This is a genomic window from Nonomuraea basaltis (assembly GCF_005893125.1).
Taxonomy (GTDB): Bacteria; Actinomycetota; Actinomycetes; order Streptosporangiales; family Streptosporangiaceae; genus Nonomuraea; species Nonomuraea basaltis.
On record NZ_VCJS01000281.1, the window covers coordinates 1 to 14,845 of the forward strand.

The window sequence follows — 14,845 nt, forward strand, 5'->3', positions numbered from 1 at the left end:
CCCTTCACCACACCCGCCGTCGAGCCCGGCCCCGTCACCCGCGCCGAAACCGGCAAGATCCTCGAATACGACACCCCAGGGGGCACAGTCCGCTGGGAGCTCACCCAGGGCACCGGCCACGGCGCCCGCCTCATCCTCACCCACACCGGCGACACCTCAGCCCTGTCCGCCTGGCGCATCCGAATCGAGGAACTGGCCTCTTCCCTCGTCGAGTGATTGTCGGGGTGAGTATCGGCGAAATCTTGAAACCCACGCCCTTTACAATGTAGATCATTAAGCTCCGAGGCCCAGCGCGGCCGCCGTGACCGCCCGAGCCCGTCCGGGGGCCATCAGCAGATCGGTCGAATCCGACAACTGATCCACGCACCCCACCACCGGCAACCCCCTGATCACCGGATCCCCCACCGACGCCATCAGCGCCTCGGCGAACCGATCCCCCCCGATCACCTGGAACGGCCGGTCGTGAAACCCCCGCACCCCCTCATCCAGCCGCTCGGCCAGCGCCATGCGGTTCTGCAAAGCCGCCACCCGCGCGTACGCCCCCGCCAGCCGCTCCTGCCGTTCCCGCCACGACCGCGCCGCCATCGCCGACCCCAGGCACTCCCCCAGCTCCGTCGAACCGGGCAGCCTTGCCAGCGCGCTGCCGAGCCATTTGGCGTACGGCGGGTAGCGGCGCCGCAGCAGCAACGCCAGCCGCATCACCTCCCGCGCCAGCCGCGCCCCCACCACGGCCGAGCCGAGCTCGTCGCCCACCTCGCCGCACCGGCCGGGGAACGGCTCCTCCTGCGCGATCCGCCGCCACTGGCAGGCCAGCACGTAGCGCCACACGTCCTGCGGATACCAGCGCAACACCGCCCTGGCCGCCTCCAGCCCGCCCTCGCCGAGGCCGTCATAAAAGACCTCCCCGCGCGTCACCTCGGCCAGGCGCTGCCACGGCACCGCCAGCCAGTCCAGCAGCGACACCCCCGCCCGCGGATCGAACCCGAGCCGCTCGGCCAGCCACGCCCCCAGGTCCGTCACCGTCACCCCGGGCCGTACCTCACCGTGGTAGCCGAACACGGTCGGCAGCCCGCGGAAGCTGCCGGGCAGCCCCGCCTCCACCTTCGCCCGCACCTCGGCCACCTCCCCGGCGGCCACGAACAGCAGCACCCGCGGCCCCCAGTCATGATCGGCCGAGCGCGCGGTGTCGAACGCCAGCACCTCCGACCCGGGCCCGATCAACGCGGCGCTATGCGGCAGCCGGGGCACCAGCGGCGCCACGACCTCGTGGTAGAAGGCACGCGACAACTCAATACCAGGTACAAAATCGGACATCACGCCGTCAACTCTGCCTCAGCGCTGCCCGAACCTCACCCGGTTTTCCGGGTGAGGCGATCAGCCGGCCACCCGCGAGGCCATCACCGCGTCGCCCACCGCCCAGGCGCGGGCGCGCAGCCCCTGCGCCACCCCCATCACCAGCTCGTCGTCCCCGCAGGCCGCGCGCAGCTCCTCCGGCGAGCGCGGCTCGCAGATCACAAGATCGCACCCGGCCGGTACGTCGCCGCCTCCGGATGCGCCGCCACGACCTCGCCCACCTGCTGGGAGACCGCCTCCACCTGGTCGGCCGCCGCCCCGGTGAACGACACCCGGTCGGCCAGCAGCGCATCCAGCTGCGTGCGGTCCAGCGGGAACCGCTCATCGCCGGCCAGCAGGTCCAGCAGCTCGTTCGGCGCGCCCTGCGAGCGCATCGCCAGCGCCGCCGCCACCGCGTGCCGCTTGATCAGCTCATGCGCCTGCTCGCGGCCCATCCCGGCCCGCACCGCCGCCATCAGCATCTTCGTCGTGCCCAGGAACGGCAGATAGCGGCCCAGCTCCGCGGCGATCACCGCCGGGTAGGCGCCGAACTCGTCCAGCACCGTCAGCATCGTCTCCACCAGCCCGTCGAAGGCGAAGAACGCATCCGGCAGCGCCACCCGCCGCACCACCGAGCACGACACGTCGCCCTCGTTCCACTGATCGCCGGCCAGCTCGCCCACCATCGAGGCGTAGCCGCGCAGCACCACGGCCAGGCCGTTGACGCGCTCGCAGGATCGGGTGTTCATCTTGTGCGGCATCGCCGACGAGCCGACCTGCCCCTCGGCGAACCCCTCGGTGACCAGCTCGTGCCCGGCCATCAGCCGGATCGTCTTGGCCAGCGACGACGGCGCCGCCGCCAGCTGCACCAGCGCGGTGACCACCTCGAAGTCCAGCGAGCGCGGATAGACCTGCCCGACGCTGGTGAACCGGTGCGCGAACCCCAGATGCGCGGCCACCCGCCCCTCCAGCTCGGCCAGCTTGCCCCGGTCGCCGCCCAGGAGATCCAGCATGTCCTGCGCCGTGCCCACCGGGCCCTTGATCCCGCGCAGCGGGTAGCGGCCGATCAGCTCCTCCAGCCGCCGGTAGGCCACCAGCAGCTCGTCGGCCGCCGACGCGAACCGTTTGCCCAGCGTGGTGGCCTGCGCCGCCACGTTGTGCGAGCGGCCCGCCACCACCGTGGCCTCGTGCTCCTCGGCCAGCGTCGCCAGTCGCGCCAGCAGCGCCACCACCCGGTCGCGCACCAGCAGCAGGCTGTCGCGGATCTGCAACTGCTCGACGTTCTCGGTCAGGTCGCGCGAGGTCATGCCCTTGTGCACGTGCTCGTGCCCGGCCAGCGCGTTGAACTCCTCGATCCGCGCCTTGACGTCATGCCGGGTGACGCGCTCGCGCGCCGCGATCGAGTCCAGATCGACCTGCTCGACCACCTTGTCGTAGTCGGCGATCGCCTCCTGCGGCACCGCCACCCCCAGCTCGGCCTGCGCCCGCAGCACCGCCAGCCACAACCGCCGCTCAGCGACGATCTTGTACTCGGCCGACCACAGACGGGTCAGCTCCGCCGAGGCGTAGCGGGCGGCCAGGACATTGGAGATACGCGGCTTGGAAGTCACGTTCGACAAGTGTATTCACCCGCCCCCGCCCGCACCGCACCAGGCCGTACGGCCGCCACACTCCCGCCCCAGGCGGCCCGAGTGCGGCGGCGCTTGCCCGCAACCCCGCGAATCCTCCACAACCCATCCGAACTCTCACTAAAGTGATCAAGTCAAAGATCAAGGAGGAAGCATCATGAAGCAGACGACCGCCCTGCGGATCGGCCGTTCAGCGCTGGTGGTGGCGCTGGCGGGAGGCGTCGTGCCGGTCGCCGTCGCGCCCGCCGCACTCGCCGCCCAGAAGGCGGCGCTGGGACCGTACGGGTACGGCAACCTGAAGCTCGGCATGAGCGCCGCGAAGGCCAAGGCGACCGGGAGAATCGTCCGGAAATCAGTCGGGGACCACGCCAGATGCACGGGCTGGGACCTGAAGGAGAACCCGTACCCCAACTACCGGGTGGGGATGTACATCTCCAAGAAGTACGGCGCGACCATGATCGTCGCGCCCTCTGGCCTCAAGACGCCCCAGGGCATCGGCATCGGCTCCACTAGGGCGCAACTGAAGGCCGCCTACCCCGACCTGCGGCGTGGTCCGGGCGGCTATCCCACCGCCAGCGTGCCGGGCAACAAGAAGGCGCTCTACCTCTTCTACCTGTCCTACAAGACCAACCAGGTCGCCGGGATGACCCTGGTTCTCGCCAAGCACGACTGCCGCAGGTACTAGTTCCCCACACGCCCTCGGCGGCTGACCGCTCCGGCGCTGGTCGACGGCATGCGAAAGGCCCCTGCAGCCGGGGGCTCCAGGGGCCTGGCCCCGCATCTAGGTGTGCTTACTCGGGATGGACAGCCGACTGCTCCAGTTGTAGTTCGCGCCGGAAATGCCGTTCACCTGGTCCACGCCGTGCGGGGTCACCTCCAGCAACGATGAACAAGGGTCTCCGGCCCCGTCCTCGCGATGCAGGAAGCATCTGCTCTGGTAGCGCCATCTGTCATTGCGCTTCGGCGCGACGTCGCAGTTCCAGTGACACCAGAGACTTCTGAGTGGACGCTCAGCAGGGGGTCTCGTAGAACTCCGGATACGAGCCGCGCCTGCCCACCCACGTCTCATCCCCGACGCAGTTCTCGTACTTGACCCCCACCAACGTGGTGTGGTCGGAGTCGCTGTAGTAATACGTTTCGCAGTGGTAGTCGATCCTGCAGGCGCGGGCGTGTGCGGGCGAGCTGATGACGGTGAGGGTGCCGAGGGCGAGCAGGACGGCCAGCGATGCGCGGCGAATCATGAAGATCCTTCCTGAGGTGAGGAAGCGCTACTGCCCTCGATGATCTATCGCCGAAGCGAACAGATCAATAAGGTCAATACCGGTACTCAAAGGGTCAAAACAACTGTCAGCAATCAAGGCAGAGCAGCCGCGAGCGCCTGCACCGGCTTGCGCACGGTGGACTTCCCCCGCGGAGTGCTCAAACGCTGCGAAGGACCGAGACCACGATGCCGAGCACCACGGCGCCGTCGCCGTCGATGATGTCGTAGACGGGATTGCGCGGCTCGAGATAGACGTGCCCGTTGCGTCGGCGGTACACCTTGACGGTGGCCTCACCGTCGATCATCGCGGCGACGATCTGGCCCGAGTGCGCCTCGGGCTGCTGCCGCACCACGACGATGTCGCCGTCGCAGATCGCCGCGTCGATCATCGAATCCCCCCGCACACGGAGGCCGAACACGTTGCCACGCCCGGTGAGATCCCGGGGTAGGGTCAGCGTGCCGTCCACGTGCTCGTCGGCCGGGATGGGAATGCCCGCGGCGATGTCTCCGACCACGGGCACGGTCACCACGTCGCCGGCCGGTTCCGGCGCCGAGGCTCGCAGGAACAGACGCACGTCGATCGGCCGGGTCATCGTCGTGCCGCGGCGGAGGAACCCCTTCTCCTCCAGGCTCTTCAGGTGCTTCGACACCGACGAGGACGACCGCAGCCCGACCGCGTGGCCGATCTCGCGTGTGCTCGGAGGGTAGCCGTACCTGACCACCCAGTCCCGGATCGTGGCGAGGATCCGCTGCTGGCGCTGCGGCAGGGCCGAGAAGTCCAGGTACTCGAACGTGTCAGGATCGTCGTAGGTGGTCACCTGCGAAATGCTAAAGGCCGGCACCGCCCCGCGGAGCCACCGGTATGGCAGGCCAGATGAAGGGACAGGCACGGTCTGATCATTTGGCGTGGAGACATACGCAGGGGACGCGGAGCCGTTGTCGCGACTATTCATTGAATGTATAGTCGCGATCATGTCAACCGGTCATGTGCTACTTGGCTTCCTCGTCGAGCGCCCGAAGCACGGCTACGAGCTCAAGAAGGAGCACGATCACCGTCTCGCCGGCGCCAAGCCGCTGGCCTACGGGCAGGTCTATGCCACGCTGCAACGCCTGGAACGCGACGGCCTGGCGGAGGTGGCCGAGACGCAGCAGGAGGGCGGCCCCGAGCGCACCCTGTACGCGATCACTGACAGCGGCCGGGCGGAGCTGGAGCGGTGGCTGAATACCGTCGAGCCGTCGGCGCCGTACATCGCCAGCTCCTTGTTCGCCCGGGTCGCCGTCGCGGGAAAGGCCGCCGACGGCTATCTCCTGCGGCAACGCGAGGCGCACCTGGCCCGCATGCGGGAGCTGACCGCCGAGAAGGCGTCCGGCGCGCCCGCCCAGGTGCTGGCGGCCGACTACGCGCTCCAGCACCTTGACGCCGACCTGCGCTGGATGGAGACCGCGCTCGCGCGGATGAAGGAGGACAGCAATGCTTGAGGCCAGGGGCCTGGGCAAGTCATTCGGCCAGACCAAGGCGCTGACCGGCGTCTCCCTGAAGATCGCGGAGGGCGAGATCGTCGCCGTCACGGGGCCGAGCGGCGCGGGCAAGTCAACGTTGCTGCACTGCCTGGCCGGGGTCGTCCGGCCGGAGTCCGGCGAGGTCGCCCTGGACGGCAGGCGGATCGACACGCTGCCCGAGGCGGAGTTGACCAGATTACGGCGGGAGAGCTTCGGCGTCGTCTTCCAGTTCGGCGAGCTGGTGCCCGAGCTGACCGCGACGGAGAACGTCGCGCTGCCGATGCTGTTCAACCGGCACGGCAGGCAGGAGGCGATGACCGTCGCGGCGGACTGGCTGGCCCGGCTGGAGGTGTCCGACTGCGCCGACCAGCGCACCGGTGAGCTGTCCGGGGGGCAGCGGCAGCGGGTGGCCGTCGCGCGGGCGCTGGTGACCGGTCCACGCGTGGTCTTCGCCGACGAACCCACCGGAGCTCTGGACACGCTCGGCGGCGAGCAGGTGATGAGCGCTCTGCTCGGCGCGGCCCGCACCAGCCATACCGCCGTCGTCCTGGTCACCCACGACAACCGGGTGGCCGCCTACGCCGACCGGGAGATCGCCTTGCGCGACGGAGCGGTGCTGGCAGGGGCGGACCGATGATCGCCGTGCTGCGGATGTTGAACAGGGGACGCTCACGGGCCGAACGGGTACGCGCCCGGCTGGTCGCCGCGGGCGCGGCGGTGACGACGTTCCTGGTCTGCACGGCCGTCAGCCTGGCGGACTACCGGGACGAGGGCGGCTCGCTGACGGGGCTCGGCCTGGCCCTGCTGGCCCTGCCGGTCGCCGGCCTGGTCCACCAGGCCAACCGGCTGGTCTCAGCCACCAGGGAGCGGCGGCTGGCCACCCTGCGGCTGGCGGGGGCGACGCCGGGTGACGTGCGGCGGCTGGGCGCCATGGAAGGCGGCCTGCTGGCACTGGGCGGCTCGCTGGGCGGCGGCGCGCTCTACGTGGTCACCCATCTCGCTGGGCCGCTGCCGCAAGTGCCGGTGGTCGTGGCCCTGGCGACGCTCGGCGGGATCCTGTCGGGGGCACGCGCCGGCCGGCACGTCGTCGCCTCACCGCTGGGCGTGGCCCGCCGTGCTCGCGTGCGGGAGCCGCGCGTGCGGGACCTGCTCCTCATCGCGGCGGGCACCGGCCTCTTCGTTCTCGGAGCCGTGGTCAAGGGCGGTTTCCCGCTCGTCGGTAAGTACGGGTCCGCGGTCGCCATAGCAGCCGGGCTGGTATTGCTGCTGTTCGGCGTGACCCTGGCGGCCACCTGGCTGATCAGGGCGTACGCCCGCCGGGCCGGCCGACGGGCCCGCTCGGCGGAGGCGCTGCTGGCCGCGCGGCTGGTCGAGGCGGATCCGCGGGCGTGGGCCAGGGCCCTGTCCGTGGTGAGCCTGACGGTGTTCTTCGGCGCCGGGGCCGGGGCCCAGCAGGCCGGCATCGGCTACTCCCAAGCCCACGCGCTGCTGGACGTCGCGCTCCTGGTGGCACTGGCGACCTCGGCGGCCGCACTGGTGGTGCACCAGGCGGAGGAGCTGATCGACCTTCGCCGCTCGTTCGCCGCGCTGGCCGCCTCCGGGGTGCCGGAGCGGGCGCTGGGCGGGGTGCTCGTGCGGCAGGCGGTCATCGCCGCGCTGCCGGTCTGCGCGGTGGCGGCCGTCTCGGGGGTCGCGGTCGTGGTCCTGACCGTGTTGGACATCTACCAGGTTCAGTGGCTCGGTTGGGCGGTGGCCAGGGCCGTTGCCATGGCGGGCGTCGGGGTTCTCGCCGCAGTGCTCGTGGCCCTGGCGGCACGCCCCCTGCTGCGCGGCGCACTCCGTTTCGAGACGCGCATATGACCATGACCCCACGAGGGTCGCCCGGACACGCCCGAGGCGGAGACCGGCACGCCGAGGGGTCCCCCGCCGCATGAGACGGGGGACCCCTCGCAGCTCTCACCCGGCCATCACGTGGCCGGCGTCAGAACCTTCGCCTCGGGCATCGGCTCGGCCGGCTTGCGCCGCATCCGCTCCTTCGTCCGCTCCACCACCGTGTACAACGTCGGAACGAGCACGAGAGTCAGCAGCGTCGACGAGATGAGCCCGCCGATCACCACGATGGCCAGCGGCTGCGAGATGAACCCGCCCGACCCCGTCACGCCCATCGCCATCGGCGTCAGCGCGCAGATCGTGGCCACCGCCGTCATCAGGATCGGCCGCAACCTGCGCCGGCCGCCCTCGATCACCGCCTCGACCACACCCATCCCCTGATCGCGGTACTGATTGATCAGGTCGATCAGCACGATCGCGTTCGTCACCACGATCCCGATCAGCATCAGCATGCCGATCAGCGCCGGCACGCCCAGCGCCGTGTCGGTCGCCAGCAGCAGCCCGACCGCGCCCGTCGCCGCGAACGGGATCGACACCAGCAGAATCAGCGGCTGGATGAAGCTCCGGAACGTCGCCACCATGATCATGAACACGATCGCGATCGCCGCCAGCATCGCCAGCCCCAGGTCGGAGAACGCCTCGGCCTGGTCGGCCGACGCGCCGCCGATCTCATAGGACGCCCCCGACGACAGCTGCACCCCGTTCAGCTTCGTCGTCAGCGCCTGCGTCACGCTGCCCAGGTCGGCGGCCTCGGCCTTGGCCGAGACCGTGGCCGAGCGCTCGCCGTCGATCCTGGTCACCTGCGTCGGCCCGGCCACCTCCGTGACCTCCGCCACCGTCGACAGCTTCACCATGCCGCCCGCCGTCGCCAGCTTCAGGTCCTCGACCGCCTTGACGTCCTCCGGCGCGTCCGCGCCCCGCAGCACCAGATCGCTGGTACGGCCGTCCAGGGTGATCTGACCCAGCGGCGCGCCGCGGAACGCCTGCGCCACCGCCTGCCCGACCTGCGCCTCCGACAGGCCCCGCTCGGCGGCCTCCTCCCGGTCGACGACCACCTCGATCCGCGGCGCGCTCGCCTCCAGGTTCGACGACACGTCCCGCAGCCCGGACACCTCACCCATCGCACGGGTGACCTCACCGGCCGCGGCCCGCAGCGTGTCGACGTCGGGCGCGCGCACGATCACGTCGATCGTGTCGGAGGAGAACCCGCCCCCGCCCTGACCGCCCACGGTGACCTCGCCGACCCCCGACAGGCCCGCGATCTTGTCGCGGAGCTCCTGCTCGACCTTCGGAGTGTCGGCGCCCTCCTTGAGCGTGACCGAGTACGAGGCCCGATCCGCGCCAGTGCCGCCACCGCCGAACCCGCCGCCGAGGCCGCCGCCGCCACCGCCCACGTTCACCTGGTACGTCTCCACGCTGTCCACGCCCGACAGCACGCCCTCGACCCGCTCGGCGGCCTTGTCCGTGGTCGCCAGGTCGGTGCCGACCGGCATCCGCTGCGACAGCGAGATCGTGTTCTGCCCCGAGGAGTCCAGGAAGTTCGTCTGCAGCCCGCCGGCCAGCCCCATCGTGCCGACGAACACCGCCACCCCGATGAGCACCGTCACCAGCTTGAACCGCGTCGCGAACCGCAGCACCGGCAGGTAGGCCCGCTGCAACGGCGAGCGCAGCTCCTTGGCCTCGGCCTTTTCACGCTGCTTGCGCGCCTGCTCCGGGGTCAGCTCCGGCGCCTTCAGGAACCAGTACGCCATGACCGGCACCACCGTCAGCGACACCACCAGCGACGCCAGCAACGCCACCGCCACCGTGATCGCGAACGGGCTGAACAGCTCGCCCACCATGCCGCCCACGATCGCGATCGGCGCGAACACCGCCACCGTCGTCAGCGTCGAGGCCGTCACCGCGCCCGACACCTCGCGCACCGCCGTCAAGATCGCCTGGAGTTTCGCCTCGCCGTAGCCGAGATGCCGCTTGATGTTCTCCAGCACCACGATCGAGTCGTCCACCACCCGGCCCACCGCGATCGTCAGCGCGCCCAGCGTCAGCATGTTCAGCGAGTAGTCACCCGCCCACAACACGATCAGCGCGATCACCACCGACAGCGGGATCGACACCGCCGTCACCAGCGTCGAGCGCACCGACAGCAGGAACACCAGGATGACCAGCACCGCGAACGCCAGCCCCAGCAGGCCCTCCGTGGTGAGGCTCTCGATCGACTTCTCCACATACGGAGCCTGGTCGAACACCACCGACACCGCCGTGTCCGAGCTGTCGCCCAGCGCCCTGGTCAGCTCCGGCAGCAGCTTCCTGATCTCGTCCGAGATCGCCACCGCGTTGCCGTCGGGCAGCATCGTCACCGACACGCCCAGGCTCGACTTGCCGGCCGTACGCGTGATCGTCGTCGCCTCGGCCAGCCCCCGTGTGATCGTCGCGACATCGCCCAGCTTGACCGGCTTGAGCGGCTTGGGCTGGGCCACCTGCTGCGGCAGCCCGCCCTGACCCGGCTGACCGGTCTGCGGGCGCGCCTGCCCCTGCCCCTGGCCCTGGCCCTGGCCCGCCTGCGGCTGGCTCTGCGCCTGGCTCGGCTGCGGCTGGGCGGGCGTGAGGAAGAGGTCCTTCACTTTGTCCACCGAATCGACCCGCGTACCGACCTGCACCGTCAGCGTCTTGCCGTCAGTGGTCAGCGTGCCCGCGGGGACCGGGGTGCCGTTCGCCCTCAGCACGTCGGGGATCTGCGCCGCCGACACGCCCGCCGCCGCCATCTTCTTGGCGTCGGGCTCGATCGTGACGACCTCCTCGCGGGTGCCGGTCACCGACGCCTCGCGCACGCCCTCCACACCCTGGATCTCCGGCACCATGATCCGGCGCAGCTTGTCGGCCATCGCCCGCTCGTCGCCGCCGTCGCCCACCGCCAGCACCAGCACCGGGATGTCGTCGGTGTTGCCCGCCACCACCTGCGGATCGACGCCGTCCGGCAGCGTGACCCGGTCGATGGCCTGCTGCATCTTGTTCAGCGACGACTCGACGTCGGTGCCGTACTCGAAGGCCACCTGGATCTGCGCCAGGCCCTCCCTCGAGGTCGAGGTCATCTGCTCCATCCCGGCAAGCCCCTGGAAGGAGTCCTCGATCGGCTTGGTGACCTGGTCTTCCACGATCTCCGGCGACGCGCCGGCGAACGGCGCGATCACGAACGCGCCGGGAAACGATAACGACGGCAGCAGCTGCTGTTTCAACTGCGGGATCGTGAACGCGCCGAACGCACTGAGCACGAGCGCGAGCAAGATGACAAGGCTGCGGTTACCCAAGCTCAGCCTGGCGAAAGCAGTCATAGGCTCCCCTCCAAGAGTTCGCCCCAGACTAACACTTCGCCTCGCGCGAATATTTAGACCACTCAAGCATTCCTGATAACCTTCTCAGGAAGCGAGAGGTGAGTGTGAACGACGAACGCGAAGACCTGATCCGGCGGATCACCGAAGCACAGCGCGGCCTGGGGCGGGCGTTCGCCCAGCACCAATCACCCCTCTTCAGCTCCAACCTCACCATGCGCCAGCTCAAGGTCGTCATGGTGCTGTCCGCCAACGGCTCCGCCTCCGGCCAGGACCTCGCCCACAGCCTCGGCGTCGGCCTCGGCACCGTCACCGGCATCGTCGACCGCCTCATCACCCAGGGCCTCGTCAGCCGCCACGAGGACCAGCACGACCGCCGCGTCCGCCGCGTCGAGCTCACCCCCGCCGGCGCCGCCCTCATCGCGGAGATCAACGACGCCGGCCTCGAGCACCTGCGCCGCATCATGTCTCACCTGGACACCGAGACCCTGCGCACCCTCGAGCAGGTCACCCGCACCCTGCGCGCCGTCGCCGACAAGCTCGATCAGGAGTGCCCCGGCGGTCGCTGATGGGGTTGCCTCGATGGAAGGCTAAAATCACATACGATCCCAGCGCCTTTACATTGTAGATTTCTCGGTCAGGCGGGACAGGACCTCCGGCAGCTCGCCCTCGTAGGCCACCGTCAGCCGCCGCGTGGCCCGAGTCACCGCCACGTACAGATCCCGCCCGCCCATCGGCGACTGGGCCAGGATCCCCGCCGGGTCCACCACCACGACCGCGTCGAACTCCAGCCCCTTGGCCTGCCCGACCGTCAGCACCGCCACCGGCGCGTCCAGGTCCCCCGCCGGGAACAGCCGCCCGGCCTGCTCGCGCAGCGCGTCCGAGGTCACTACCCCCACCCGGCCCTCGCCGATCTCGGCCAGCTCCGCCTCCACCAGCGCCGGCAGCCCGGACACCGGCACGCGCACCGCCCTCGGCTCCGTCTCGCCCGCCCGTACCGACTCCGGCGGCTCCTGCTCCGGGTCGAAGGAGCGCAGCACGTCCGCCGCCACGGTCATGATCTCCACCGGCGTGCGGTAGTTCACCAACAGGTGCTCCACCCGCCAGCGGCCCTCCAGGTGCGGGTCCAGCACCTCGCCCCACGAGCGTGCCCCCGCCGCCGAGCCCGTCTGCGCGATGTCGCCCACCACCGTCAGCGACTTGGCCGGCACCCGCCGCATGACCATCCGCCAGGCCATCGCCGACAACTCCTGCGCCTCGTCCACGATCACGTGCCCGTACGCCCAGGTGCGGTCGGCCGCCGCCCGGTCGGCCGTGGTCAGCTCCGCGCCGTCTCCGGCGTGCCGCTCGGCCAGCACGTCGGCCCGCCCGAAGATGCCCTCCTCCAGCACGCCCGTCGACTCCAGCACCTCACCCGCGTAAAGCAGCTGCTCGGCCTGCTCCTCCCGCGCCTGCCTGGCGGCCGCCCGCCGCGCCGAGTCGTCCTCGCCCAGCAGCTCGGCCGCCTCGTCCAGCAGCGGCACGTCGCCTGCCGTCCACGGCGCCTCCGCCGGGCGCAGCAGCTCGTGCCAGGCCAGGCCCGGCGGCGCCACCGACCACAGCGTCTCCGGCGACGACAGCAGCTCGGCGATCAGCCGCTGCGGCGTCAGCTCCGGCCACAGGTCGTCCACCGCCCGCCGCACCGCCGGCTCGCCCCACAGCCGCTGCGAGGCCAGCTCCAGGTCCAGCTCGTCCAGGTCGGCCTCCAGATCGAGCGGCTCGGCCAGCTCCGCCAGCTCCGGATCGCCATTGGCCAGCTCCTCGATGTGCAGCGACTCCTCCAGCGCCCGCGCCTCGGCCTTGGCCAGCTCCTTGAGCAGCTCGCTCACGTACAGCTTGCGGGCCATGTTGTGCGGCAGCCGCACCGCCCGCGCCCGCTCACGCAGCCGCGCGCACACCGTGTGCGGCACCCGCAGGCGCAGCCCGTCCAGCTCCACCACCAGATCGCCTTCGGGCACCCGCTGGCGCAGCTCCAGCGCGCGGGCCACGACCTCGGCCATTCGCACGTCGCCCTTGACCACCGCCGCCGCCGGAGCGTCGGCCGCGACCGCCCGCACGCCCGGGAACATCTCGCCCACCGTCGTCATCACGACCTGCGTCTCCCCCAGCGACGGCAGCACCTGGCCGATGTAGCGCAGGAACATCGCGTTCGGGCCCACCACCAGCACGCCGCGCCGCTCCAGCGTGTCGCGGTGGGTGTAGAGCAGGTAGGCCGCCCGGTGCAGCGCCGCCACCGTCTTGCCGGTGCCCGGACCGCCCTGCACCACCAGCGCCCCCTGCAGCGAGGCGCGGATCACCCGGTCCTGCTCGGTCTGGATGGTGGCCACCACATCGCCCATCCGCCCCGTGCGGCCCCGGCGCAGCGCCGCCAGCAGCGCGGCCTCGCCCACCAGCGTGCGCCGCTCGCCCTCGCTCATGCGCTCCAGGTCGAACACCTCGTCGTCGATACCGATCACCACGCGCTCGCGCAGATGCAGATGCCGGCGCCGCACCAGCCCGCGCGGATCGGTGGCCGTGGCCACGTAGAACGGCCGCGCCGCCGGCGCCCGCCAGTCGATCAGGACCGACTCGTGCCGCTCGTCACGCAGCCCGATCCTGCCGATGTAAACGCCTCGCCCCGAGCCGTCGTCGATGCGACCGAAGCACAGGCCGCGCTCGACCGCGTTCAGCTGCGCCAGCCGCCGCGCCTGCTCCGAGGCCATCGCCTCGCGCTCCACCATCGCCTGGCGGGTGCCGCCACCCCTGCCGTACACCTCGCGCAGCGCCGCCTGCGCCCGCCCCCTGGCGATGTCGAGCCGGCCGTACAGCCAGGACACAGTACGCTGCTCGGTGTCAAGGGCTTCCGCGAGACCATCTTGACGATTAGCCATTCGGTGGTATACTCCTATCGGGAGGATTGTGGAGCTCGTGCTGACTGTGAAGCATTCGAGCTTACCTCTCGCGCGCGTCCGCGTGCAAACCCTTCCCCGTGTCTAATCGCCGCCGTGTAATGTGCCCACCGGCGCCGGGATCTCCGGGAACGGATTGTCCGGCAGCAGCACCACCCGCCGCGCCCCATCCCCGCGCAGGGCCGCCTCCAGATGCAGCAGCGCCGCGCCGATCCCCGCCGCGCCGGCCATGTACCCCGTGTCCGCGCTCACCTCGCCGGGCCGCAGCCGCCGGTAGGCCTGATACCAGCGCACACCCCCGCCGCCGTCGCCGCTGGCCCGCCCGGTCAGGTCCGCGCCCAACGTCTCGGCGAAGGCCAGGTACGCCTGCCGCCCCGTGGCCGCCCACAACCCGGCGAACAGCTCCACCAGCCCCGCAGCACTGGCACGCCGTGTCCCACAACCCGGGCACCCGCCGCCGCGGCACCCCGCTGGCCATCACCCCGGCCGCCAGCCGCTCGGCCCAATCCAGGTCGCCACGATCCCCCGCCACCCGGTACAGCTCGTAGAACATCCGCGCCACCCCGGCCGAACCCGAGCAGAACCCGAGATAGTGCAACCCCCGCCCCTGCGGCAGATGATGCGGCACCAGCGCCGACCCGCCGCTCACCACGCTCACCGCCCGCACGAACCCCGCACCCCTGCGCGCAGCCGCCAGGAACCGCTCCTCCCCCGTCACCCCGTACAGGCGGGCCAGCAGGTACGCCGTCCCGGCCGTACCGGCCAGGAAACCCGGCGTCACCGCGTCGGCCGGCAACCCCGGGCAGTCGCCGAACCGGTGCCCCGGCACCGCCAGCCGCGCCGCCCGCGACCCCGCCTCCGCCGCCAGCTCCTCATACGCCGGCACGCCCAGCATCGACGCCGCCCGCAGCAGCGCCAGCACCACGCCCCCGTCGCCACGCTGCGCCGGATCCCCCGACCAGCCCGCACCGCCCTCCAACG

Annotated in this window: 15 protein-coding genes; 7 read left to right on the forward strand and 8 right to left on the reverse strand. The window is 71.1% G+C overall.

The genetic code is table 11. The features are described from left to right. The coding region (locus EJK15_RS72060) for an SRPBCC family protein (RefSeq protein WP_476739209.1) at positions 1 to 216 on the forward strand (216 nt) is incomplete at its 5' end. A 57-nt stretch (positions 217 to 273) separates the two neighbouring features. On the opposite strand, the gene EJK15_RS60585 is transcribed toward EJK15_RS72060, so the two are convergent. From EJK15_RS60585 to purB, 3 genes are read right to left on the reverse strand one after another with little or no spacing between them, the layout of a single operon-like run. After that, entirely contained in the window at positions 274 to 1,314 is a 1,041-nt protein-coding gene (locus EJK15_RS60585; protein WP_138719437.1) for a DUF4037 domain-containing protein, read from the reverse strand. A 60-nt stretch (positions 1,315 to 1,374) separates the two neighbouring features. Beyond that, positions 1,375 to 1,515, reverse strand: coding sequence for a hypothetical protein (locus tag EJK15_RS72065; protein WP_171075245.1), 141 nt, complete (start codon positions 1,513 to 1,515; stop codon positions 1,375 to 1,377). After that, positions 1,512 to 2,942 (reverse strand): adenylosuccinate lyase, encoded by a 1,431-nt coding sequence (gene purB, locus EJK15_RS60590; RefSeq protein WP_138719438.1) that lies wholly within the window; start codon positions 2,940 to 2,942, stop codon positions 1,512 to 1,514. The genes EJK15_RS72065 and purB overlap by 4 nt, the downstream gene beginning before the upstream one ends. 175 nt (positions 2,943 to 3,117) lie before the next feature. Here purB and EJK15_RS60595 point away from each other — a divergent pair, with 175 nt between their 5' ends. Then, positions 3,118 to 3,645: a hypothetical protein gene (locus tag EJK15_RS60595; RefSeq protein WP_138719439.1), complete on the forward strand. Its 528-nt coding sequence runs from the start codon at positions 3,118 to 3,120 to the stop codon at positions 3,643 to 3,645. 325 nt (positions 3,646 to 3,970) lie between these two features. On the opposite strand, the gene EJK15_RS60600 is transcribed toward EJK15_RS60595, so the two are convergent. After that, entirely contained in the window at positions 3,971 to 4,201 is a 231-nt protein-coding gene (locus tag EJK15_RS60600; protein WP_138719440.1) for a DUF6289 family protein, read from the reverse strand. A 178-nt stretch (positions 4,202 to 4,379) separates the two neighbouring features. Continuing rightward, positions 4,380 to 5,039, reverse strand: coding sequence for a transcriptional repressor LexA (gene lexA / locus EJK15_RS60605; RefSeq protein WP_138719441.1), 660 nt, complete (start codon positions 5,037 to 5,039; stop codon positions 4,380 to 4,382). A 154-nt stretch (positions 5,040 to 5,193) separates the two neighbouring features. Between lexA and EJK15_RS60610 the strand changes: the two genes are divergently transcribed. Genes EJK15_RS60610 through EJK15_RS60620 form a run of 3 tightly spaced genes read left to right on the forward strand, consistent with a single transcriptional unit; the run spans position 5,194 to position 7,581 of the window. Further along, entirely contained in the window at positions 5,194 to 5,700 is a 507-nt protein-coding gene (locus EJK15_RS60610; RefSeq protein ID WP_138719442.1) for a PadR family transcriptional regulator, read from the forward strand. Next, positions 5,693 to 6,358: an ABC transporter ATP-binding protein gene (locus EJK15_RS60615; RefSeq protein ID WP_138719443.1), complete on the forward strand. Its 666-nt coding sequence runs from the start codon at positions 5,693 to 5,695 to the stop codon at positions 6,356 to 6,358. The genes EJK15_RS60610 and EJK15_RS60615 overlap by 8 nt, the downstream gene beginning before the upstream one ends. Then, on the forward strand, positions 6,355 to 7,581 hold the full coding sequence (locus tag EJK15_RS60620; protein WP_138719444.1) for a hypothetical protein: 1,227 nt from the start codon (positions 6,355 to 6,357) through the stop codon (positions 7,579 to 7,581). The genes EJK15_RS60615 and EJK15_RS60620 overlap by 4 nt, the downstream gene beginning before the upstream one ends. A 107-nt stretch (positions 7,582 to 7,688) precedes the next feature. On the opposite strand, the gene EJK15_RS60625 is transcribed toward EJK15_RS60620, so the two are convergent. Beyond that, on the reverse strand, positions 7,689 to 10,940 hold the full coding sequence (locus EJK15_RS60625) for an efflux RND transporter permease subunit (protein ID WP_138719445.1): 3,252 nt from the start codon (positions 10,938 to 10,940) through the stop codon (positions 7,689 to 7,691). A 98-nt stretch (positions 10,941 to 11,038) separates the two neighbouring features. Between EJK15_RS60625 and EJK15_RS60630 the strand changes: the two genes are divergently transcribed. Continuing rightward, the gene (locus EJK15_RS60630; RefSeq protein WP_240777929.1) at positions 11,039 to 11,506 is read left to right on the forward strand and encodes a MarR family winged helix-turn-helix transcriptional regulator; all 468 of its coding nucleotides are present in this window, start codon (positions 11,039 to 11,041) and stop codon (positions 11,504 to 11,506) included. Between the two features lie 48 nt (positions 11,507 to 11,554). Here the strand turns inward: EJK15_RS60630 and EJK15_RS60635 are convergent, their stop codons facing one another. Beyond that, on the reverse strand, positions 11,555 to 13,846 hold the full coding sequence (locus EJK15_RS60635) for a HelD family protein (RefSeq protein WP_138719446.1): 2,292 nt from the start codon (positions 13,844 to 13,846) through the stop codon (positions 11,555 to 11,557). Positions 13,847 to 13,948: 102 nt separating this feature from the next. Next, complete coding sequence (locus EJK15_RS75670) at positions 13,949 to 14,272, reverse strand: hypothetical protein (RefSeq protein WP_240777931.1); 324 nt, start codon at positions 14,270 to 14,272, stop codon at positions 13,949 to 13,951. A gap of 208 nt (positions 14,273 to 14,480) precedes the next feature. Here EJK15_RS75670 and EJK15_RS75675 point away from each other — a divergent pair. Continuing rightward, positions 14,481 to 14,845, forward strand: a 365-nt coding sequence (locus tag EJK15_RS75675) for a hypothetical protein (protein WP_240777932.1), incomplete at its 3' end; no start/stop codon positions are given.